A 19,347-nucleotide genomic window follows, 5' to 3' on the forward strand; every position below is an offset into this window, starting at 1 on the left:
GACCAGTTCCGCAAGGTGAACCAGCTATTTTCAGCAAACCATTTTGGAATTCTGCCTAGCGTTTCAGGTAACCGGCACTGGTCTGGAAATAATGCTGGCGTCGTTGACGCTCGGCGCCGGCCTGTTCCTGCTGAGCCTCCTGGCGCAAGTCTGCCAGATTAGCCTGACAGTAGCGGCAACCGACGGTTTCAAGATGGAACTGCAGATAGCTCTCCTCGGCCTCTGACAGGGCTCCTAAGAGCACTTGCCCCAGTTCAGCCCTGGTGGGACAGCTCAGCCGGTTGCGGCGCCAAATCGCCCCGACGCTGTGCAAACCCGCTGTTTCTCGGCCGCGCGCCTGCACCAAACGCTCTCGCAGGGATTCATTCTCGCGGAGAGCCGCTTCGAGCTCGCTGGATCGGTCGGCCGGCAGGGCTTCATCAAGAAACGCCAGCAGTTCGGCATCGGAAAATGACATGGCGCTGGTGAGATCGTGAGACGAGGCCGGAATTGCAAACTGCGTAAACTGGCAAACTGCGTAAACTGGCAAACTGCGTAAACTGGCAAACTGCGTAAACTGGCAAACTGCGTAAACTGGCAAACTGCGTAAACTGGCAAACTGCGTAAACTGGCAAACTGGCAAACTGGCAAACTGACATACTGGCATACTGGCAAACTGACATACAATGCCGCAGCGCGTCCTGTGGGCCGGGAACAATCCACCGCTTGGAGGGACTGGCCGGTTCGGCTGGCTTTTCAGGGCTGGCTAGCTAACGGACGGGCTAGACGTCGCGAGCCAAGCACAGGGTGACGTTTTGGCCACCGAAACCAAAGCTGTTATTGAGAGCATAACTGATTTCAGCGGGGCGTGCTTCGTTGGGCACGTAGTCCAAATCGCAGAGCGGATCGGGGTTCTCGTAGTTGATTGTCGGCGGCAGGATGCTGTCTCGCATCGCGAGCAAACAAACGATCATCTCGCTGGCTCCGGCGGCCGCGATCAAGTGGCCCATCATGCTTTTGGTACTGCTAACGGGCACTTTGTCGGCCAGATCACCGAAGACTTGGCGGCAAGCCAATGATTCGACTTTGTCGTTGACTGTGGTGCTGGTGCCGTGTGCGTTGACGTAGCCAATGTCGGTGGTTTGCAGCCCTGCGTCGGCAATCGCCATCCGCATTGCGGCGATGCCACCGTGACCGTCCGGGGGAATGTCGGTGATGCGGTAGGCATCTGCCGTGGTGCCGTATCCGGCGACTTCCCCGTAGATGGTTGCTCCGCGAGCTTTGGCGCGATCCAATTCTTCCAAGATCACCATTGCGGAGCCTTCACCGAGCACGAATCCATCACGCAGACGGTCAAAGGGTCGACTGGCCTTGGTGGGATGGTCGTTGCTTTCGCTCAGAGCGGTCAGCAGGTTAAATCCCGTCAGTCCGAAGGGATGAATCATGCTGTGGGTGCCGCCGGCCAGCATCACATCGGCTTCCCCGCGACGAATGATCTCGGTGGCTTCGCCGACCGCTTGGCTGCTTGCAGCGCAGGCCGTCAAGCAATTGAGGTTTGGGCCTTGGGCGTTGAGCAATGCAGCCAGGTGAGCGGCTGGCATGTTTGGTTCTTGTTCGATTTCCTTGGCGGGATTGAGCAGTTCCAGGCCGCGATTGATGAATTTGGAGGAATCGAATTCACCGTCTGCGATGGCGGCTGCCATCATTCGGCTAAAGACATGAAAGTCCTGGTTGCCTTCGCCACTGCCCAGATAGATCCCAAACCGGGTTGGATCATCGATGCTATCAGCGACGCCACTGTCGGCGACCGCTTGAGTGGCCGCACCGATGGCGAACTTGGTGTGACGGCCCAGATCGTCAATGGTGCCAAAGGGGTAATCCTCTGGCTTGAGATCCCAGTCTTTGACTTCGGCACTGATTTTGGTGGGGAATCCGCTAGCATCGAATAGCGTGGTGTAGCCAACGCCACTTTCGCCGTTTTGCAGGCCCTTCCAAACAGTTGGGGCATCGTGCCCCATGGGATTGATCATGCCGATTCCGGTGACAACGATACGGCGACGTTCCATGGCGAGAGTCCGGGCAAAAAGAGCGAATGGCAGGCAAACGCGCTGCAGGAGTGCGGTGCAGCGCGGTGGGATGAATAACGGCGGCGACTAGGTTGGGGCTGGCACCGAATCGGCTGTTTGGAACGCTGCGTACCGTGGGAATCGCTGACCGTTTGCACCAACCGCCACGGAGTAGAAATCCAGCGAGAGCAACCAAGCGTGTAGGTCTTCGGCCGCATAGAGTGGCCCATCAACGATGTCACTGCCTTCAAGGCACGCAAACATCAGACTGATTTCCGCTTGAACTTCCCCGTCGCAGGTACTGACACCTTCAATGGTGCCACCATTGTCCTGAATGCCATCTAATTTGGCTTCGTAAAACAACTGGTCACCGACGCGAGCCGGCGCATGAAAGGTCGCTTTGCCAACCTTGGCGAGCACCAAACGCTTGCGAAACTCGAAGTGCTCGGCCAGCAAGATCCCACCGAGCTGAGCCATGCCTTCGATGATCAGCGTAGGGGGAAGAACTGGATAGGTGGGGAGGTATTCGTCCACGCACTCCTCATCCATTGCTACGGTTTTGATAGCCTTGGCGTGGGAACCACTGACGAACTCTGTGAATCGGTCGACCCAGAACCAACGCATGTTAGCCCTTCACCTTGGAGCCGACATAGCTGCACAAATCGCTGACGGTCAACAGGTTGCCAAAGTTCTGGACTTTGGGGTCACTTTCAAAACCAGACAGGTTGGCCCAGGGCATGCGTTTTTTCAGCTCTTCCAAACCAGCTGCTGTGACGACGCCATCTTGGACATAATCGCTGTTGGTCAGAATGTCCTCGGGAGAAAGTTCTTCGCGTGGAATTTCGATATCGAACGATTTTTCCAGCTTGAAGACGATGTCCAGGAAATCGATGGATTCGGCACCGAGATCACCAACCAACGTCGCCTCGGGGGTCACTTCGTCTTCATCAACACCCAAAGCGTCCTGGAGTGCTTCGTTGACTTTGCCGAAAATTTCGTCTTCACTGAGAGCCATTTGTGGATTCCTTAAACAGAACTAAGTAGGTGTACCAAACTGATCATGCGTGCTGGTAACAAAACGCAGCCTGACGCAATCGAGCCCGGCAAACTAGGTAGATTTCGTGGTTGGCGACAAGATGTCACCAAATAATTCCGTGAATTTCTTTTTGGTTCGACGTCGGATCTCTGCGTTTCGCAACCCGCCGTCTTCGACTTGATACTGATCACGACGCAACAAAATTCGAGCTGAAACCGTGGTCCGGCCCGCTTTGGAGGCTTCCCCCTTGACCGTGATGATCCCGTCCACCTCTTTCATCTTGGTCGCCGAGACCTGAAGCGTCTGATGGGGAGCCAAGAAATCGCCGAACTTGACGTTCCGCACTTCATGCACCAGCAACAGCGGCGAGGCGAAGTCGTCTCCGGCATGAATCATCCACGTGGCGGCCTGAGTCAGCGTTTCGAGCATCATCACGCCCGGCATCACGGGAAACCTGGGAAAATGGTCCCTCAAATAATCCTCATCGGGCTGCAGCGTTCGCTCTGCCACCAGGCGCTCGCCAGGTTCCAAATCGAGGATTCGATCAAGTTGAGAGTATTTCATAGATTCTTGATTAAGCAGACTGCGGTGAAGCCAGCCAGAAAGTGACAAACCCGTCAGTCAAACAGTTCGGGGCAACTCGTGGAAACCCAAATCATCGATCTCCAGGGGCCTGGGACTGGCGCAGGGATCGCGTAATCTTTCCTTCGGCATTTTGACGCTGCGATAAAAATACTGATCGGCGCCGTTCGGCTCAACCCTTTTCCACTAGGCAATCCAACCGTTGAAAGCCTTAAAATCCGAGTTCCTTTGCAGCCAGCTGCCCTGTTACGGCCTGAGCTGGACCCGAAAACCGTCCGCAAACCCCTCGCTGGCCAGCCCAGTCGGAGTCGTTGGCGGCCCAGCCAGCCAAATGAATACTGCCAGTTTGAACCAACCGGCACCCCCCAGCGAGAAAAAACGGGAGTTCCCCGTTGGCATCACGCCCCGCGATGGCTTTTCAGACGGAGCCTGGAGCGGATGGATTGGCCGCGCCTTGGCTGGCTGGTCAAGCTGGCTGGTCAAGCTGGCGGCAAAGAACAATAATAGGTTTGGTCGGTCGCCAACGATTGAAAACCGTTGCCCCGCTTTACCCGCTCACTGCGGAGCAGGTGAATCGTAACAACCTGCTCTTGCCTCCAATGGATCGTGTGGTGAATGATCCCCACACGCCGGTCCGGCGACAGCCAGGATTTCCTTCTGTCTGCCGCTGGTCTGAAATTTGGAATGTCTGTAGACTCCTTTCACGCAATGGAAAGTTTCCCCATGGTTCGAACCCTCACAATGATCGCGGCCCTGGCCGCTGTAACGATTATGTCCAACGACGCCTCTGCAAAATCAGCAACCGAAGCCAAGGTGACCAGTAAGGTTTTCTTCGACATTGAAATCAACGGCAAGAAAGCAGGCCGTATCGTGATGGGCCTGTTCGGCGACGACGTGCCCAAGACAGCTGAAAACTTCCGCGCTCTCTGCACCGGCGAAAAGGGCGAAGGCAAGTCCGGCAAAGCATTGCACTACAAAGGCAGCAAGTTCCACCGCGTGATCCCTGACTTCATGTTGCAGGGCGGTGACTTCACCCGTGGCAACGGAACCGGTGGCGAAAGCATCTACGGCGAGAAGTTCGCCGACGAAAAGTTCGCCTTCCCACACGACATTCCCGGCCTGTTGAGCATGGCCAACGCTGGACCAAACACCAACGGCTCGCAATTCTTTATCACCACCGTGCCAACTGACTGGCTCGATGGCAAACACGTGATCTTCGGCCGCGTGATCGAAGGCATGGACGTTGTCAAAGAGATCGAGTCGCTGGGCACTCGCAGCGGTGGCACGCGTCTGCCAATCACGATCGCTGACTGCGGCGAACTGAAAGACGGCGAATAACATCCGGTAAAGACGACTGATCATTCAAAGCACGGCGTTCAAGCGGACGCCGTGCTTTTTTATTTGCCCAGGGTCACAGCCCAGGTCACAAACTCACAAGCCCCACGCGTGCCCTGTCCCACTAGAAACACAAAACCGTCACGGGCAACGCGTCGCCCCACGGGGCAAGTGCGCGGACAAGCGTGCGGGGCAAGTGCGTGGGCTCGGTGATTGCACCGTGGCTTCCATTGGCTTTGGCTCAATAAGCCTTGGCAAAGATCGCTCGTTTGGCAGCGGGCTTACCGGTAAAGAAGCAGGTGCCAGGCGTCTCATTGTCTTCGCTGGGGACACAGCGAATGGTGACTTTCAAGTCTTTTAACAAGGGCTGCAAGCTGTCCTCGTCAGCAAAGTGACAGACGGCGAAGCCACCGTGAACTTCCGGGTTTTCTTCATCCTTGGGTGTGAAGTAAGCGCGAAAGTCCGCTTCATTGGTGATTTCAACCGTGTTGTCTTTCCGCAGCTGATCGGCGCGATCGTACAGCGATTGCTGCATCTCAGCGAGCAGATCGCCGATGGAGGCAACCAGTTCGTTGCGATCAATCCCAACGCTTTTGGGCTGGTCACGACGGCCCATGAACACCGCATTCTTTTGCATGTCTTTGGGACCAATCTCCAATCGAATGGGGACACCACGTTTGACATGATGCCACTTCTTTTCGCCGCCTCGCATGTCGCGATCATCGATCTCGACACGCACCGGTGCGCCGTCATAGTCTTGTGCACGCAGCTCCTCAGCCAGCGACTTGACGTACTGCATGACTTCAGCGCGCTGGTCGTCTTTATAGATGGGCAAAATCACAATGTGGTTGGGCGCCAGCTTCGGTGGCAACACCAAGCCATCGTCGTCGCTATGAGTCATGATCAATGCGCCGACCAGTCGAGTTGAAACACCCCAGGAAGTGGTCCAAGCGAATTCACGTGTACCGGCTTCACTCTGGAAGACAATCTCCTGAGCCTTCGAGAAGTTCTGTCCCAGAAAGTGACTGGTCCCCGCCTGCAAGGCCTTGCGGTCCTGCATCATGGCTTCGATGGACAGCGTTTCCACGGCACCTGGGAATCGTTCACCGGCTGTTTTGGCACCGATGGTGACCGGCATGGCCATCCAGTTCCGCGCGAAGTCCGCGTAGACCTGGATCATCTTTTCGGTTTCTTCGATCGCTTCTTCAGAGGTCGCGTGGACGGTGTGCCCTTCCTGCCACAAGAATTCAGCGGTTCGTAAAAACATCCGTGTTCGCATTTCCCAGCGCACCACGTTGGCCCATTGATTGATCAGAATCGGTAGGTCGCGATAACTTTGCACCCACTTGGCATAGGTTGCACCAATGATCGTTTCGCTGGTTGGGCGGACGATCAAAGGCTCTTCTAGCTTGCCAGCAGGTCGCAAACCGCCATCTGGATCGGGTTCCAAACGGTGGTGCGTGACGACGGCACATTCTTTGGCGAAACCTTCAACGTGCTCCGCTTCTTTTTCCAGAAAGCTCATCGGAATGAACAGTGGGAAGTAAGCGTTCTGATGACCGGTGGCTTTGAACATGTCATCCAAAGCGCGCTGCATGTTTTCCCAAAGCCGATATCCCCACGGCTTGATCACCATGCAGCCACGCACGGGCGAGTTCTCTGCCAGATCAGAAGCCTTAATGACCTGCTGATACCACTCGGGATAATCTTCTTGCCGAGTGGGACTGATTGCGTTCTTGGGAGCTTTGGCCATAACAGTTATGCAAATACAAATTCAACAATTGAAATAGGAACAGCGCTTGCGTTCAGCAATGCTCACAGCAAAGGGATAGCAGCCAGGATCACAGGTTCAGGACCGAGGCGATTGTTTGTCGCGATTCGGTGCCATTGATCTTGCGATCATTCGCACCGCTCAAAAGCATCATCGATCAGATCGACAAATCGGAAAGCTGAGCGATCTCTTCGGGGGTAAATTTGTGCTCCAGGCGAGCACCAAGCTGTGCGACAACTCGAGCGGCTGCATGAGAGGCCAGGTGACCGGCGGTGCGCCAGTCCATGCCATTGGTGATCCCATACAGCAGGGCTCCGGCGTACATGTCCCCGGCGCCCGTGGTATCGACCGCGTCCACTTGAACGCCTTCGACAGGGTACTCGCTACCACCGTGCATCACCAGCGACCCTTTGTTGCCCAGGGTAAGCGCAACGTTTTCGCAGTGCTCATGAATGGCCACGGCACACTTCAACGGATCATCATGTCCGGTCAGTGACTTGGCTTCTTCTTCATTGCAGAAAAACAGGTCCACCGGGCCGGTGATCAGGTCCCAAATCTCATCACGGATCATGTTGACCAGGAATGGATCCGAGGCGGTGAAGGCAACTTTGACGTTGTGCTTCTTGGCAAACTCCATGGCCTTGTAAGCGGCGGCCTTGGTGGCTTCACCAGTCAATAAGTAGCCTTCAATGTAGACGTATTTCGACTGCGAGATTTGCTCCTCCATGATGTCGTCCACCGACAGGGTTGCCGATGCAGCGAGGTTGGTCAGCATGGTTCGCTGAGCATCTTCAGTGATCAGCACCGCACACGTGCCGGTGGGCAAATCGCTAGGGGTCACCTGCATCGACACGCCCAGGTCTCGCATGTCTTGCAAAAAGAACTCGCCGATGGGATCACTGCCAATTTTGCCAATGTATCCGGCCGAGCCACCGAGTTCGGCAATGGCGACGATCGTGTTTGCAGCCGATCCACCCGCACAGCGATTCAGTGGCCGACCGTCTAGATGCCCCAGCACCTCGGATTGCTGCTGATCATCGACCAGCGTCATAATGCCCTTGTCGATTTCAAGGTTGGTCAGGACAGAATCATCGACCTGAGCCTGAATGTCTACCAAGGCGTTGCCCACACCATATACATCGTAAAGCGTCATGCGCCTGCCTATCGAGTGTTCTCGTGAAGTTGAGGTGGCGTCATCATGAAACGCAACCGGGAACGCCGGATAGATTAGTGCAGAAAATCAATGCTGGGAAGGCAGGCTCAGCGAGTGGAGGGCGAGGGACAGCAGGCCAAATCCATCATCACAAGGGGCTGAAACGACCGGGAACATCGGGCACCGGAGCCTAAAGCTGAACCCCGACCGAATCGTGCCGCCGTGCATCGGCCGGCAGCCGCATGCACAAACGGCCAGCGTGCAAACCAACCTTTGGCGATCCCCATCGACACGCTTGGGGCATCCCGATTCCCGTTCGTCAAATCGCCTCGCCAGGTGAAGCTTAAAGATGCGTCATCCAATCCGCTTTGTAGCCGAGCCCCAAATTCAAAATCCGCTGTAGCAGAGCGGAGTATTCCAGACCGGCGACCTCCGCTGATTCGCTGTAGTCCTCACCGAATTCAATGTTCGGATTGGCATTGGCCTCCAACACATAGACATCACCGGCTTCGGTCAGTCGCATGTCCATGCGGGCGTAGCCGCTCAGGCTGAGCGCTCGGTAGACGCGTTTGCTGATCTTGGAGAGTTTTTCAGTGATCGCCGGCGAGAGGTCGGTGGCCTCGCGCGTGGTGATCCCGTGCTTGATTTGATACTTACGATTCCACTTCACCTGCCGAGTCGCGATGTGAGCGGTGTCGGGGGGCATGTTGCCAAACGACATTTCCCAGGGTGGAAAGGTTTGCAGGCGAGCGTTGCCCAGCACCCCAACGTAGATTTCGCGTCCCTCAATGTACTGTTCGACGATGGCATCATCTTTGGTGTGCTCGTGCACGAAGGCCACGCGATCGACCAGCTGTTGGTCGTTGTGCACCACCGAGGCCTGCGAAATACAGAACGAGGCATCTTCGACCACCGACTTCACGAACAGCGGAAACTCCAATCGCTTCGGCCGCAGCACTTTCCGGCCGACGGGAAACACGGCAAACCGAGGCGTGGGGATGCGGTGATAGGTCAAGATCTTTTTACTGAGCGCTTTGTCCTTGCTCAGGATCAAACCGCGCGGATTGCAACCCGTGTAGGGCTGCTGCATGAGTTCCAGATAGCTAATGACGGCAAAGTCATAGGTGACCACGCCGTGGAATTCTTCCAACAGCATGAATGTGATGTGCGGCTGAAACTCCGCCAGCGCCTGACGGATGGGTGCCAGGTCGTCATAAACCCCCAGTGGCATCACCTCGTGACCAAGAAATCGCAAGGTATCGCAGACGTCAAACTCCGCTTTCCAGGCATTGATCTCCTTTTCGGCAGCCCCCTCCAGCGTTGCAGGTGGCTCATGCCCGCTGCGTACCAGAACGAGGACTCGGAGTTTTTTCACATCATTACCCGGCGATTGCCGGCGTTAAGGTAACTGCTGGTGCGAAGTGCAACCAGGATCATGGCGTCTCGTTTACAGGTCTCTGCGGGGCTCCCCAGATGCAGATTTAATTCTCGGCACCGTTCAATCATCTCCTGCAGGACCTGATCAATGGTGTACGAGTAGGCTCCGGTCCAGTGCGCGACGACGCGTCGAATTTCGCCACGCCACCGGGACAAACTGGCTGCGGCGGTGGGATTACGACGGTGATGACGTTCGCAGGAAAAAAGCTTGCCGAGATCCTTATCAAAGACATTCGGATAATTCATCCCATAGTGGTCACGCCTGCGGGTGTAGTGGGTCCCCAGACGACGGCGGATCTGAGACAGTTTTTCCACCTGACGACGACTTCGCACACTGGGCTTTTGCTGAGCGACCTGCGACATCGTCTGGTCAACGTATTGCAGTTTTTTCAGCGCCGGCCAGTCTTGATAACGCGTCCGCCAGCGTGATTTTGGCGGCAACCACACGGCAAAGGTCTCGGCAAAGTCCTCCAGCGGATGCGCCTGAGCGTACCACATCTCTAAATGCAACACGAAGTCGCGAGTCTGTGGATCGGGCTTGTAGAACTGCGGATACGGCTTCGAAAAACGCCCAAACAACTCGCGATAGTCTTTCTTGCGACGCAGTGAATACGCGGTGTCAATCGCATGCCCGGTTTCGTGCCGCAAGATTTTCATGCACGACAACTTGGTCCCGCCCTCGACTTCCAACAGCTGCTTCCGCTCCAATCGCATCAAACGCGGATGAGCCAGATAGAACGGAATCGCGACCCCTGGAACACCGTCGGGTGAAAACCATTCATCACTGAGCCAGAAATGAGGCCGAAACTGAATGCCTCGCTCCTCCAATTCCCGATACAACTGCTCGATTCTGGCCTGCAACGGTGATTCTTCAATCGACAAATTCAGATCACAGAACCGCAACTGCAGCAGCTCTTCGTCGGTCATCGAAGACAGATCTGATGAAGTGAATGCCATGAATCCCAAACAAGTTGAAAAGCACGTCGTGTCAGGCGTCAGCAAAGCGAGCCATCAACACAAGGAATGAAGACGGCTGGCCAATCTCACGCAGAAGCGAATACCACTTCTAAGAAGACACGCGATTTAAGGTGGCAATGCCGCAGCCGTCCGCCAAACGCAATTGCCATGCCGTGGCTGGACGCACGGCAGCCGATGTTAACCATGCCACGCTGCACGCGTGTCGCTAATCTAATCCATGTTGCACTTCCATTGCAACGTTTTGCGTTTGCGATTCCAATGTGTTTAGGTCAACAATACAACATGTTTTGCTTGCCTGCGTGAAGCTTTCGCAGGGACAACACGTTCGGCTTGATCGACCACCACCGATCACTGATCCATCTATCCATGTGAACGCCTGCTGTGCCGAACGATTCATCCGCTAACCGTGCTTGCGATGCTGCTGAAGAAGACCGAGGCCAAGAAGACCGGGGCCAGCCAAAGACAACGCTCATGAACCAACGCCACAACGCCACCGAGTGTGTCCTGCTGACCGGAGTCGGACGATCGGCAATCGCTGTCGTTGCCGTCACGGGCCCCCAAGCTGCAGAGTTCTTGCAGCATTGCTTTCGGCCCAATCACCACAAACCGCTGGCGGCAGGCCAAGTCCGCTACGGACAATGGAACCCCGCAGGCTTGAGCGCAGACGACCAGAGCAGCAGCGAATCCAGCCCATCCAGTGCCACCGAACACCGTGTGGTGGAATCCAACGCCGTTGAATCAAACGCTGGCGAATCAATCGTCGTCGTGCCCCGTCAAACCGGCGAAACAGCGTTCTCCTGGAACCGGCCCCAGGCCGCCGGGACGCAGGTAGCGCCAGCGGATGGCAAGCCTGAACAACTGGACTTTGAAATCCACTGCCATGGCGGGCAGGCTGCGGCGGAACGAATCGTTGAAGACCTGATCGCATTGGGTGCTGTCAATCGCTTGCCACACCCCACTGAAGGTCTCCCCTCTCCATTGGGCCGGGCACGCCATCAAAACAATGACCAACGCTTGATCGACGAAGCCAGCGAAATGCTGCTGCGCTGCCCCACCGCTCAGACAGCTGCAATCGCCTTGGAACAAACCCGTGGCGCGTTGGCGGCATGGCGCACCAACGCACTTGGACAACTCGCTGCCGATGAACGTGCGTTTTCTTTGATCACCGCGCAGGCGAAACGCCTGACCAAGCGTGGCGCCGTCGGCCTGCGACTCGACCAGCCATGGAACCTTGTCCTGGCCGGCCCGCCAAACGTTGGCAAAAGCAGCTTGCTCAACGCGATGGTGGGTTACGATCGCAGCATCACCATGGACTTGCCAGGCACCACGCGCGATGTCTTGGAAGCACAAACGGTTTACCAAGGCTGGCCGATGCGACTCCTCGACACTGCCGGCCTGCATCACAGCGACCAACCCATTGAACGCCAGGGCATTGAATCCGCGATCGAAGCGGTCAAAACGGCCGATGCCGTGGCCCTGGTATTGCAAGCAGACACGGCGCGGGAGACCCATCCGACCGCAGCCCGGCAACCGGCGACCCTGGATTCACACATCGTCGAATTGCTTGGCCAGACCAGCAATGAACACGATCCCCAGGCCGCACACCGCGTGCTGTGGGTCTGGAACAAGTGCGACCTGGCGGGTGCACCGGACATGCTGCCAGAACTGCCTGGAACCGTTGCACTTTTAGATCACTGGATTGAAACCAGTGCGACCACCCCCTCGGGCATCGAACACTTCATGTCTCAGCTCATCCGCTTGCTGACCGAACCGCTCTACACTTCGCTGGAAGCAGCCCAAGACGCCAGTGCCTCAAATGACAGCGGGCAGGCGACCGCGGTTGGTCCCGTTCCCGTCTGCCAACGTCAGCAGGCTGCCTTAGCTCAGATCGCTGAGTGCACCGACGCCAATGCACTGCGAACCCTGTTGCAGGCACTTTGAGGGCGCCCGCTCGGTGGCACTTGGCGGGTTATTGACTGGCTGGCTATTTACTCGCTGGCGGCTTGCCCGTCTTCGGCTTTTAGTTCGCGTCGTGCCTGTAGAAACTGGACTGCGTCGAAGACAGCGTGGGCGACGATCGGAACGATCAGGCTATCAGAAAAGACCATCAGCAGCCCAAACACGACGCCCATCAAAGTCGCCATGACCGCATACAGTCGTGTGATCGCATGGACAGCACCAAAGGCCAATGAAGAGACAGCCACCGCCAGCCCGACCGCAAACGGGGACGCACCTGCAAATCCTCCACCGACTTGATACGGCGTCTGACTGCCTACCAAGTAATCCGTCAACTGGATGAAGGCTGGCAGCAAGCAACCTCGAAACGCCAGTTCCTCTCCCACACCGGCACACAGGCTGATAACCAGCAATTCCGGGCCGGTTAATTTCAAGAGCCCGGCCATCATTGAGCTTTCGCCGACGTTCTTGATTTCGGAGATGGCTGGATGATCGACCATCATGACCATGCGAACCATCAGTAACATGGGAATGGCCGCGACAACGCCGACTGCGATCTGCTTTGCCAAAACGGCAACTTCCAGACTATCAAGGCGAGGCAGATAGGCGCGAACATCCACACCGATCAACCAGCCGACCAACATTCCCAGGACACCGATACCCAGTTCAAACAAGCAGGCATACAGGAACATCTCGACGTCCTGAGATGGCTCAGACGTTTCATCCGGGCGGTCCAAGTCGTCTTGTTGGCTCACTGACCTACCTGGGGATCGTCGTCCAAATCAATGAATTCCAACGGTTGCTCTTTGCGAACATTGGCCACGCGAATGGCAGCGTCACCGCTTAGTAAACGCCGAAAGGTTTTCCCAATGATCTCACCACGCCAACCCTGCATCAGGGCGGGCAACTCCTCGGTGGGTTTTGAATTCAACTCATAGGCTAAGACATCTTTGACATCATCGGCGTTGCCGACAATCGATGGCGCGAGTTTATTCTGACGACTGATGCAGGCCATGCTGGTGGCCAGAAACTGACTGAGCATCGGCGAAATCGAGGTTCGATTCTGTCGCGCCCGTCGTGGCAACTGATCATCAGGAACCTCAAGCGCGGCCTGAATGGCGGCAGCGATCTCCTCGTGCAGATCAACATAACCTCGCCACTCCATCCCGCGCACGCTGCGAATCCGCTTCAGGTTACTTGTCCCGCGACGTGCCAGTTCGACAATCAAGTCATCGCGCATCACGCGTTTGGCTGGCCGATCGAGTTGTTCAGCGCGGCGATCGCGCCAACGCCAGAGGTGGCGAACGATTTCCATCTGCCGGGCAGCTAATCCGCTGCAACCACTCACGCGGCGCCAGTTCTCGGTGGATTCGTGCTTCAGGACCTTTTCTTGACGGGCGATGGTTTCCTGTTCCAACCAGTCGGTTCGCCCCCACTTTTCGACCATCTCCAGCAGCTGCTGGTGCATCTCTTGCAGGTCGGTGACGTCTTGGATCGCGTAACTCAGCTGCTCACTGGACAGAGGGCGATGACGCCAGTTCGTACGGCTCTCACCCTTCGCCAAGTTCTTGCCCAACAGCCGACTGACTAAGTTGCCCAGGGATAGCGGGTACTCCAAACCGACAAACCCAGCTGCCAGTTGAGTGTCAAACAATCCTGCGATCGGCTGATTGGTGTATCGGTAACAGAACCGCGTCTCTTCGCGCGCCGCATGAGCGATCACGGTCCGCTGTGGATCGACCAACAGATCCCAGAACGGCAACGTTGAGCTCACTCCGTAGGGATCGATCACCGCCAGCACATCTCCGGCAGCGACTTGAATCAGACACAGTTCCGGTCGATAGCGATCCTCCGAAACAAACTCGGTGTCAAAGGCAATCGCCGGAGCGTCGGCGATGCGATCGCAAAGATCAGCCAGCTCCTGGTCGGTTTGAATCGATTCGTAATCCAAGGGAATCTTGTTGGGATTAAACGGGGTCGGAAAAAGACTTCGAGAATGGATACAGTATGGAGCCAATTGGCCATTCAATCGCTCAGTGCCAAATCGCTCAGTGCCAAATCGCTCAGTGCCAGGTGATTCGGCGAGACAAGTGCCTCAACTAGACGGGCGACCGAGCTAGGCCGCTCCCTACTGTAGCGTGAAAAGCCAGTCTCTGCTATCCGCGGCAGATGCCTGCAGTGCGATGCAGAGCAGATTCCGCCTGCCAGAGCTTAGCGTGAACGATCCCGGTGACGCCTCAAAGGGATCAAAGCGTTCCTGAAGCCGACTCAATTCACCGGGAAGACAAGCCGGCCTGCATGAGACGATCTAAACGAGCCGGCCTTAGGCCCAATCAAGTCCGGTCATCCGTTGCAAACGGTCTTCGAAGTGCCCCAGCAATCCACCGACCATTTCCCAACCTTGTCGCTGGCGCAGTTCAATCTCACCAAACTTGTTGATGCGAACAATCGAATCGCCCGTCAACCCTGAATCACGCAGCTCCTTCACGTCAATCTCACCTTCATTGACGACGTCCAGCAGCGTCTTTCCGGATAGCTCGATAAACTCCATGGTAAAACCCGTCGTTTTGACTGCAGACTTAGATAATCGTAAAGGAAACCAACCGTCGCAAGCCTTTGGCGACCGCTTATCAGCGTCGGCGTCCACGATGATTGTATAGTCCGTACAATAACACAACGCCGGGCGGATGTATGCGGTACACTGCAAAGAAGCAGGACGGTTAACGGCAACAATCGCTGCGTTCGATACATTCCCGAACATCGACCTTCATCCTACAACTGGCGCTGACTGGAAATCACGTCGCGCCAGTGGAAGACAAAACACGTACACCGGAATTCAACAACTCGAATTCTCGCCTGCCAACCAACACCTCCTAAACCTTTCAGGTCATCTTATGCTTGGACTTGCAGTAATCAGCCAAGGAATTCTCAAGCATGTTCTCTGCTGTGCTTTCCGCATAGCTCTAGTGCTAGCGGTTGCACTGTTAATCCCACCTGATCGCCAAGTGGCCCAGGCTCAAGAAACAGACACCGCGGCCAAAGAATCTGCCCAAGCACAAGCCCCCGCCACCGAGCCATCCAAGAACCGCAAAGCCAAGCCAGGCAAGAAAAAGAAAGCCCAAGGCAAAGCTTCCAAGCACGACCAGTACACTCGAATCAAAACCAACGCACAGGGCGTCAATCAAGCGCTGCAAACGGCGATTGTTCGGTTTGTTGGTAACGCGGAATCCAAATACGCAGGGTTCACCGTTGACCTCGTCGGCGTCGTCCACATTGGCGAAAAAGCGTACTACGACAAGCTCGACAAACGCTTGTCCAAGTACGACACCGTGCTCTATGAACTGGTGGCACCCGATGGGACACGGATTCGCCCGAAAGATCTGCAAGCGCGTCGATCGGTGCTGGCATCCGTGCAAACGGGCATGAAAGACATGTTGGAATTGGAATACCAACTGGAGCAGATCGACTACATGGCCAAAAACTTCCGCCACGCCGACATGAGCCCAACGGAATTCGCAAACGACCTCAAGCGTCGCGGCGATTCGCTAGGCAAAATGCTTGGCCGCATGCTTGGTGCCAGCATCGCAGCCCAGTCGCGCACCGGCGGCGACCTGGGCATTTTGCTGGCGATGACCAGCAACGATCGACCCCATGCGATGAAAAACGCGATGGCCAAACAGTTGCTGGACATGGAAGCGATGACCGCTGGAATGAGCGATGAAAATGGCGAGGACACATTGATCAAAGGCCGCAATCGCAAAGCCTTTGAAATCCTGAGCGAAGAACTGGCTGCTGGCAAGAAAAACGTTGCCGTTTTCTACGGCGCTGGCCACCTTGCTGACATGGCCGATCGCTTGAAGAAAGACTTCCAAATGCAGCCTACCAAGACCATCTGGCTTGATGCATGGGACCTGAATCCAGAGGACTAAGACTCACGCGGATTCGCCGGCCAACAGCGCTCGTGCTAGGCGGCTTGACGACGCCGCTTACGAACTGCCTTTTTCCAGGCTGATTGCTTCCGCGGCGACTTGGTCTTTCCCCAACTCGCTGCTTCAACGGGATCACATTGCTCTTCTAACGAACGCAGCACGTCTTCAATCCTGGCTCGGAAGTCTTCATCCGACTCGCCGGGCTGCAGGTAAATCGGATCGCTGCAGACACAGCGAACTCGGGCAAACCACAAGGGAATCTGCAAGCGATCCCACGCTCGCTTGATGATCAGGCGGCGACTGGGGACCGGCAGCACCACGAAAACGGGCGTTTCGGTTTTCCTGGCCAACACACTGATACCGGGCTGGACGTGACCGCGTGGCCCCTTGGGCCCATCAACGGCGATGATTGCTGGATCGCCTTGTTTCACGTGTTTGATCAATTGCATCAGGGCCGTCGCACCGCCTTTGTGCGTGGCACCACGACTGCCTCGAATGGGCACAACGCCAATGGATTCCAGTAGCGCTGCGATGTAATTACCATCCCTGCTACGCGAGACCAAGGCTCCAACGTTCTTGTCCCTGAAGTTCAGGATCGACAACTGATGTGCATGCAAGCTAGCGACGATGAAGCTCTCTCCAGCCTCTCGCAATGCTTGACGTGGATCATTGATCGCCTCGTAACGACACGTTAAATACAAGATTTTGACATGCAGAATGAGCGCGGCGCTCAACAATCGGCTAAAGAATCCATGCATGTTTCAGTCAATCATCCTTAAATAAAAACAGCTGCTGGCGACTTCGCTTTGGCTGGACGGTCTTTCGCTGGCCCGTTGCGACATCAACGAGCGACGTGATTACTTTGATAAGGCCAACGATCAATGAACGCAAGACAGAAACTGGCGCGCCGACCATCAGGGCCCATCAGTGGCTCCAGTTTCCGGCAGGCTGCTGCACTTCAAGCACACCGAACCAAGCAACAGCATCGATAACGGCCAGCCGACTGAGGCTTGTTACTTGCGGGTGGCGCCGTCGATTGCGCCATCCAGTGCCGAGGCTCGAATACCATGCCCGACCAACACGCCCTTGGCGTCGATCAGTAACATATTGGGCAACGTTTGCACACCGAACGCCTGCGACAGCGGGCTACCTTCCAGACCACCCTCGGCATACAACTGAGGCCATGGCACCGGATTGGCCTTCAAGTAAGCCTGCGCATCAGCGCGATTCGAATCAACGTTGACCCCGATGATGGTCAAACCCGCATTCTTATAACGAGCTTTCAATCGATCCAGCAACTTCACGTCGTGCAGGCATTGGTCGCACCATGTCGCCCAGTAATGCAAGACGACGGGACGACCACGCAGTGCTGAAAGCTTGAACGACTTGCCATCAATGGTCGTACCAGCCAATTCAACTTGACGCCCCACCGACTCCATCCGATAAATGGCTCCCTTGGCTTTGCGCCCTGCATCGATGTTCGGGAACCCAGTGGCGACTTGCCGGTACAGTGCGACCGCATCTTTTTCACTGCCTTGAAACTCTTTATTAAGTGCCAACTGCATCATCGCCTGGGCGGCGTACTGAGACTTTGGATACTGCTTGACGAATGCCGTCAGCGTGTCGGTCAGCCACTTCTGCCCCTCGGCAAAGTTCTCTTCCGCAGCGGGGCGAGTCGCATATTCAGACTGAATCGCTTGGTACTGTGCATAGGCCGCCATGGTGGGACGACCGTCCGCATCAATCTGCTTAGCGACCGCCTGTAGCTGCTTGAGGCCGCCGGGATATTCGCCACTCTGGATGGCCACACTCAACGTATCGACTAGCTGACGAGTCCATGATTCGCGATCCTGTTCGTTGGCAGATTGCCGAACCAAGGATGCCACGAGCTTCGCTCGCTCGGCATGCAACTCGGCCTTCTGCGCCGCTGGAGCAGTGGCCATTTTTTGATCCAATTCCTCCAGCTGCTCGACCGCCTCCTGCAACCCGTCTGCCGCACCACTGGGCGTGGGCAGCGAGGCCGCACTGGCTGAAAAGAACATGCCGGCTGAGGCATTGGCAAGCTGTTCGCCGTTGCCTACTGCGGGCAGCCCGATCAGTTTCCACGTGTCGTTCACTCGCACCATGGTGCCGACAAGCAACTCTTTGCTCTGTCCCTGTTCCTCAAGCATGGCGATCACGTTCTCGTAAACGATGACATCGCTCGTCGCTCCGCCTTCACCGGCAGGAATGACGCCTGGAGAGGGGGCTGCGAACTGCAACCACTTGGCATTCGGCTGCAACTTACCTGCTCCGGAAGCCAAACCGGCAAAACCAGTGCGTGCTTGCTGGACGCTTTGGGCAACCTTTTCTGCATGCTCTTTGCCTAAACCCAGCCTTTTGAGCTCATCGGCTGTGATCAGCAGACGCATGAAACGACTGGAATCATTGGCCGCCAGTGCACCCACCACTTCGGCGGACACCTCCTCCGCGGAGATGCGTTCCCAGCGATCAATCTTGCCGTTCTGGTCGGTATCAATGCCGACGCGAATCCCCTGGCTGCCCATCCAGCAGTAGCGATCCGCCTTCTCGTCGTAATTTGAATCGACATCCCGATAGACTTCGACACCGTACTGAAAGTACGACCAGCGGTCGATTCGTTGGTCATTATTGGTGTCAAGGAAACGCCGCAGTCGATTGCCGTCTGGCCCAATCACCAGCCAGCCTTTGGCGCCTTCCTCGCTGACGTCTACCACTTGGCACTGTTCGACTTCGTCTGCCGCAACGATGGCATATTGCACGCCGGGCTGAACTGGCTTGAGCCCCAAGGCTTGCTTTGCCGTGGGATTGGCTGCCATCGCCGAAGTGCCCAACGCAATCGCGCCCAGACCGGCGACCAACTTGGCAACACGGTGCACTTTCCAAAATCCACCACCAACCGCTTTGATGACGGCAGATTGATTCAAACGATTCTGTCGATCCTTCATTTTCCAACAGGTCCAAATTGAGAAAGCCAAGAGAAATCCGTTCGCAGTTCAGTGGCCGCTGTCTCGTTGAATTGCAGAGCAAACCACGAAGCGTCACACAGCCCAGAGCTGTTGCCACAACGTGCTTGGAACACAGGTGCAGCAGATGAATTCGCATTG

Annotated in this window: 18 protein-coding genes; 4 read left to right on the forward strand and 14 right to left on the reverse strand. The window is 56.1% G+C overall.

Annotated elements, in window-relative coordinates; genetic code table 11:
- Positions 1 to 55 precede the first annotated feature (55 nt).
- From SV7mr_RS21445 to SV7mr_RS21465, 5 genes are all read right to left on the reverse strand, one after another.
- Positions 56 to 457 (reverse strand): hypothetical protein, encoded by a 402-nt coding sequence (locus tag SV7mr_RS21445; protein WP_145276544.1) that lies wholly within the window; start codon positions 455 to 457, stop codon positions 56 to 58.
- A gap of 304 nt (positions 458 to 761) precedes the next feature.
- Positions 762 to 2,045: a beta-ketoacyl-[acyl-carrier-protein] synthase family protein gene (locus tag SV7mr_RS21450; protein ID WP_145276546.1), complete on the reverse strand. Its 1,284-nt coding sequence runs from the start codon at positions 2,043 to 2,045 to the stop codon at positions 762 to 764.
- An 87-nt stretch (positions 2,046 to 2,132) separates the two neighbouring features.
- On the reverse strand, positions 2,133 to 2,669 hold the full coding sequence (locus SV7mr_RS21455) for a 3-hydroxyacyl-ACP dehydratase FabZ family protein (RefSeq protein WP_145276549.1): 537 nt from the start codon (positions 2,667 to 2,669) through the stop codon (positions 2,133 to 2,135).
- A gap of 1 nt (position 2,670) precedes the next feature.
- Positions 2,671 to 3,060, reverse strand: a complete 390-nt coding sequence (locus SV7mr_RS21460; RefSeq protein WP_145276551.1) for an acyl carrier protein — start codon at positions 3,058 to 3,060, stop codon at positions 2,671 to 2,673.
- Between the two features lie 93 nt (positions 3,061 to 3,153).
- On the reverse strand, positions 3,154 to 3,645 hold the full coding sequence (locus SV7mr_RS21465; RefSeq protein ID WP_145276553.1) for an ApeI family dehydratase: 492 nt from the start codon (positions 3,643 to 3,645) through the stop codon (positions 3,154 to 3,156).
- A gap of 349 nt (positions 3,646 to 3,994) precedes the next feature.
- Here SV7mr_RS21465 and SV7mr_RS21470 point away from each other — a divergent pair, with 349 nt between their 5' ends.
- Both SV7mr_RS21470 and SV7mr_RS21475 read left to right on the forward strand, forming a co-directional pair.
- Positions 3,995 to 4,243 carry a hypothetical protein gene (locus SV7mr_RS21470; RefSeq protein ID WP_145276555.1) on the forward strand — a complete coding sequence of 83 codons (249 nt, stop codon included), beginning with the start codon at positions 3,995 to 3,997 and terminating at the stop codon, positions 4,241 to 4,243.
- A gap of 191 nt (positions 4,244 to 4,434) precedes the next feature.
- Positions 4,435 to 5,001: a peptidylprolyl isomerase gene (locus SV7mr_RS21475; protein ID WP_473163696.1), complete on the forward strand. Its 567-nt coding sequence runs from the start codon at positions 4,435 to 4,437 to the stop codon at positions 4,999 to 5,001.
- A 238-nt stretch (positions 5,002 to 5,239) separates the two neighbouring features.
- Here the strand turns inward: SV7mr_RS21475 and proS are convergent, their stop codons facing one another.
- From proS to SV7mr_RS21495, 4 genes are all read right to left on the reverse strand, one after another.
- Entirely contained in the window at positions 5,240 to 6,751 is a 1,512-nt protein-coding gene (gene proS / locus SV7mr_RS21480) for a proline--tRNA ligase (RefSeq protein ID WP_145276559.1), read from the reverse strand.
- 175 nt (positions 6,752 to 6,926) lie between these two features.
- Positions 6,927 to 7,922 (reverse strand): adenosine kinase, encoded by a 996-nt coding sequence (locus tag SV7mr_RS21485; protein WP_145276561.1) that lies wholly within the window; start codon positions 7,920 to 7,922, stop codon positions 6,927 to 6,929.
- Between the two features lie 343 nt (positions 7,923 to 8,265).
- Positions 8,266 to 9,297 (reverse strand): D-alanine--D-alanine ligase family protein, encoded by a 1,032-nt coding sequence (locus SV7mr_RS21490; RefSeq protein ID WP_145276563.1) that lies wholly within the window; start codon positions 9,295 to 9,297, stop codon positions 8,266 to 8,268.
- Complete coding sequence (locus tag SV7mr_RS21495; RefSeq protein ID WP_145276565.1) at positions 9,294 to 10,316, reverse strand: putative zinc-binding metallopeptidase; 1,023 nt, start codon at positions 10,314 to 10,316, stop codon at positions 9,294 to 9,296. The genes SV7mr_RS21490 and SV7mr_RS21495 overlap by 4 nt, the downstream gene beginning before the upstream one ends.
- 492 nt (positions 10,317 to 10,808) lie before the next feature.
- Between SV7mr_RS21495 and SV7mr_RS21500 the strand changes: the two genes are divergently transcribed.
- Positions 10,809 to 12,278 (forward strand): GTPase, encoded by a 1,470-nt coding sequence (locus SV7mr_RS21500; protein WP_145276567.1) that lies wholly within the window; start codon positions 10,809 to 10,811, stop codon positions 12,276 to 12,278.
- A gap of 47 nt (positions 12,279 to 12,325) precedes the next feature.
- Here the strand turns inward: SV7mr_RS21500 and SV7mr_RS21505 are convergent, their stop codons facing one another.
- The 3 genes from SV7mr_RS21505 to SV7mr_RS21515 all read right to left on the reverse strand — a co-directional run bounded on the left by SV7mr_RS21505 (position 12,326) and on the right by SV7mr_RS21515 (position 14,844).
- A complete protein-coding gene (locus SV7mr_RS21505; protein WP_145276569.1) occupies positions 12,326 to 13,048 on the reverse strand; it encodes a CPBP family intramembrane glutamic endopeptidase in 723 nt (240 codons plus the stop codon).
- On the reverse strand, positions 13,045 to 14,244 hold the full coding sequence (locus SV7mr_RS21510; RefSeq protein WP_145278830.1) for a ribonuclease D: 1,200 nt from the start codon (positions 14,242 to 14,244) through the stop codon (positions 13,045 to 13,047). The genes SV7mr_RS21505 and SV7mr_RS21510 overlap by 4 nt, the downstream gene beginning before the upstream one ends.
- Positions 14,245 to 14,616: 372 nt before the next feature.
- Positions 14,617 to 14,844 carry a hypothetical protein gene (locus SV7mr_RS21515; RefSeq protein ID WP_145276572.1) on the reverse strand — a complete coding sequence of 76 codons (228 nt, stop codon included), beginning with the start codon at positions 14,842 to 14,844 and terminating at the stop codon, positions 14,617 to 14,619.
- A 454-nt stretch (positions 14,845 to 15,298) separates the two neighbouring features.
- On the opposite strand from SV7mr_RS21515, the gene SV7mr_RS21520 reads away from it, so the two are divergent.
- The gene (locus SV7mr_RS21520) at positions 15,299 to 16,222 is read left to right on the forward strand and encodes a TraB/GumN family protein (RefSeq protein ID WP_419187729.1); all 924 of its coding nucleotides are present in this window, start codon (positions 15,299 to 15,301) and stop codon (positions 16,220 to 16,222) included.
- Between the two features lie 35 nt (positions 16,223 to 16,257).
- Here SV7mr_RS21520 and SV7mr_RS21525 read toward each other — a convergent pair whose 3' ends face one another.
- Positions 16,258 to 16,980 (reverse strand): lysophospholipid acyltransferase family protein, encoded by a 723-nt coding sequence (locus SV7mr_RS21525; RefSeq protein ID WP_145276574.1) that lies wholly within the window; start codon positions 16,978 to 16,980, stop codon positions 16,258 to 16,260.
- Positions 16,981 to 17,235: 255 nt separating this feature from the next.
- Entirely contained in the window at positions 17,236 to 19,188 is a 1,953-nt protein-coding gene (locus SV7mr_RS21530; protein ID WP_145276576.1) for a redoxin family protein, read from the reverse strand.
- Positions 19,189 to 19,347 lie beyond the last annotated feature (159 nt).

It is taken from the genome of Stieleria bergensis (assembly GCA_007745635.1).
GTDB lineage: Bacteria > Planctomycetota > Planctomycetia > Pirellulales > Pirellulaceae > Stieleria > Stieleria bergensis.

What these genes read in the sequence shown, in the direction of transcription:
- SV7mr_RS21445 (WP_145276544.1), bottom strand. Translation starts at nt 457, where the DNA reads ATGTCATTTTCCGATGCCGAACTGCTGGCGTTTCTTGATGAAGCCCTG.
- SV7mr_RS21450 (WP_145276546.1), bottom strand. Translation starts at nt 2,045, where the DNA reads ATGGAACGTCGCCGTATCGTTGTCACCGGAATCGGCATGATCAATCCC.
- SV7mr_RS21455 (WP_145276549.1), bottom strand. Translation starts at nt 2,669, where the DNA reads ATGCGTTGGTTCTGGGTCGACCGATTCACAGAGTTCGTCAGTGGTTCC.
- SV7mr_RS21460 (WP_145276551.1), bottom strand. Translation starts at nt 3,060, where the DNA reads ATGGCTCTCAGTGAAGACGAAATTTTCGGCAAAGTCAACGAAGCACTC.
- SV7mr_RS21465 (WP_145276553.1), bottom strand. Translation starts at nt 3,645, where the DNA reads ATGAAATACTCTCAACTTGATCGAATCCTCGATTTGGAACCTGGCGAG.
- SV7mr_RS21470 (WP_145276555.1), top strand. Translation starts at nt 3,995, where the DNA reads ATGAATACTGCCAGTTTGAACCAACCGGCACCCCCCAGCGAGAAAAAA.
- SV7mr_RS21475 (WP_473163696.1), top strand. Translation starts at nt 4,435, where the DNA reads ATGTCCAACGACGCCTCTGCAAAATCAGCAACCGAAGCCAAGGTGACC.
- proS (WP_145276559.1), bottom strand. Translation starts at nt 6,751, where the DNA reads ATGGCCAAAGCTCCCAAGAACGCAATCAGTCCCACTCGGCAAGAAGAT.
- SV7mr_RS21485 (WP_145276561.1), bottom strand. Translation starts at nt 7,922, where the DNA reads ATGACGCTTTACGATGTATATGGTGTGGGCAACGCCTTGGTAGACATT.
- SV7mr_RS21495 (WP_145276565.1), bottom strand. Translation starts at nt 10,316, where the DNA reads ATGGCATTCACTTCATCAGATCTGTCTTCGATGACCGACGAAGAGCTG.
- SV7mr_RS21500 (WP_145276567.1), top strand. Translation starts at nt 10,809, where the DNA reads ATGAACCAACGCCACAACGCCACCGAGTGTGTCCTGCTGACCGGAGTC.
- SV7mr_RS21515 (WP_145276572.1), bottom strand. Translation starts at nt 14,844, where the DNA reads ATGGAGTTTATCGAGCTATCCGGAAAGACGCTGCTGGACGTCGTCAAT.
- SV7mr_RS21525 (WP_145276574.1), bottom strand. Translation starts at nt 16,980, where the DNA reads ATGCATGGATTCTTTAGCCGATTGTTGAGCGCCGCGCTCATTCTGCAT.
- SV7mr_RS21530 (WP_145276576.1), bottom strand. Translation starts at nt 19,188, where the DNA reads ATGAAGGATCGACAGAATCGTTTGAATCAATCTGCCGTCATCAAAGCG.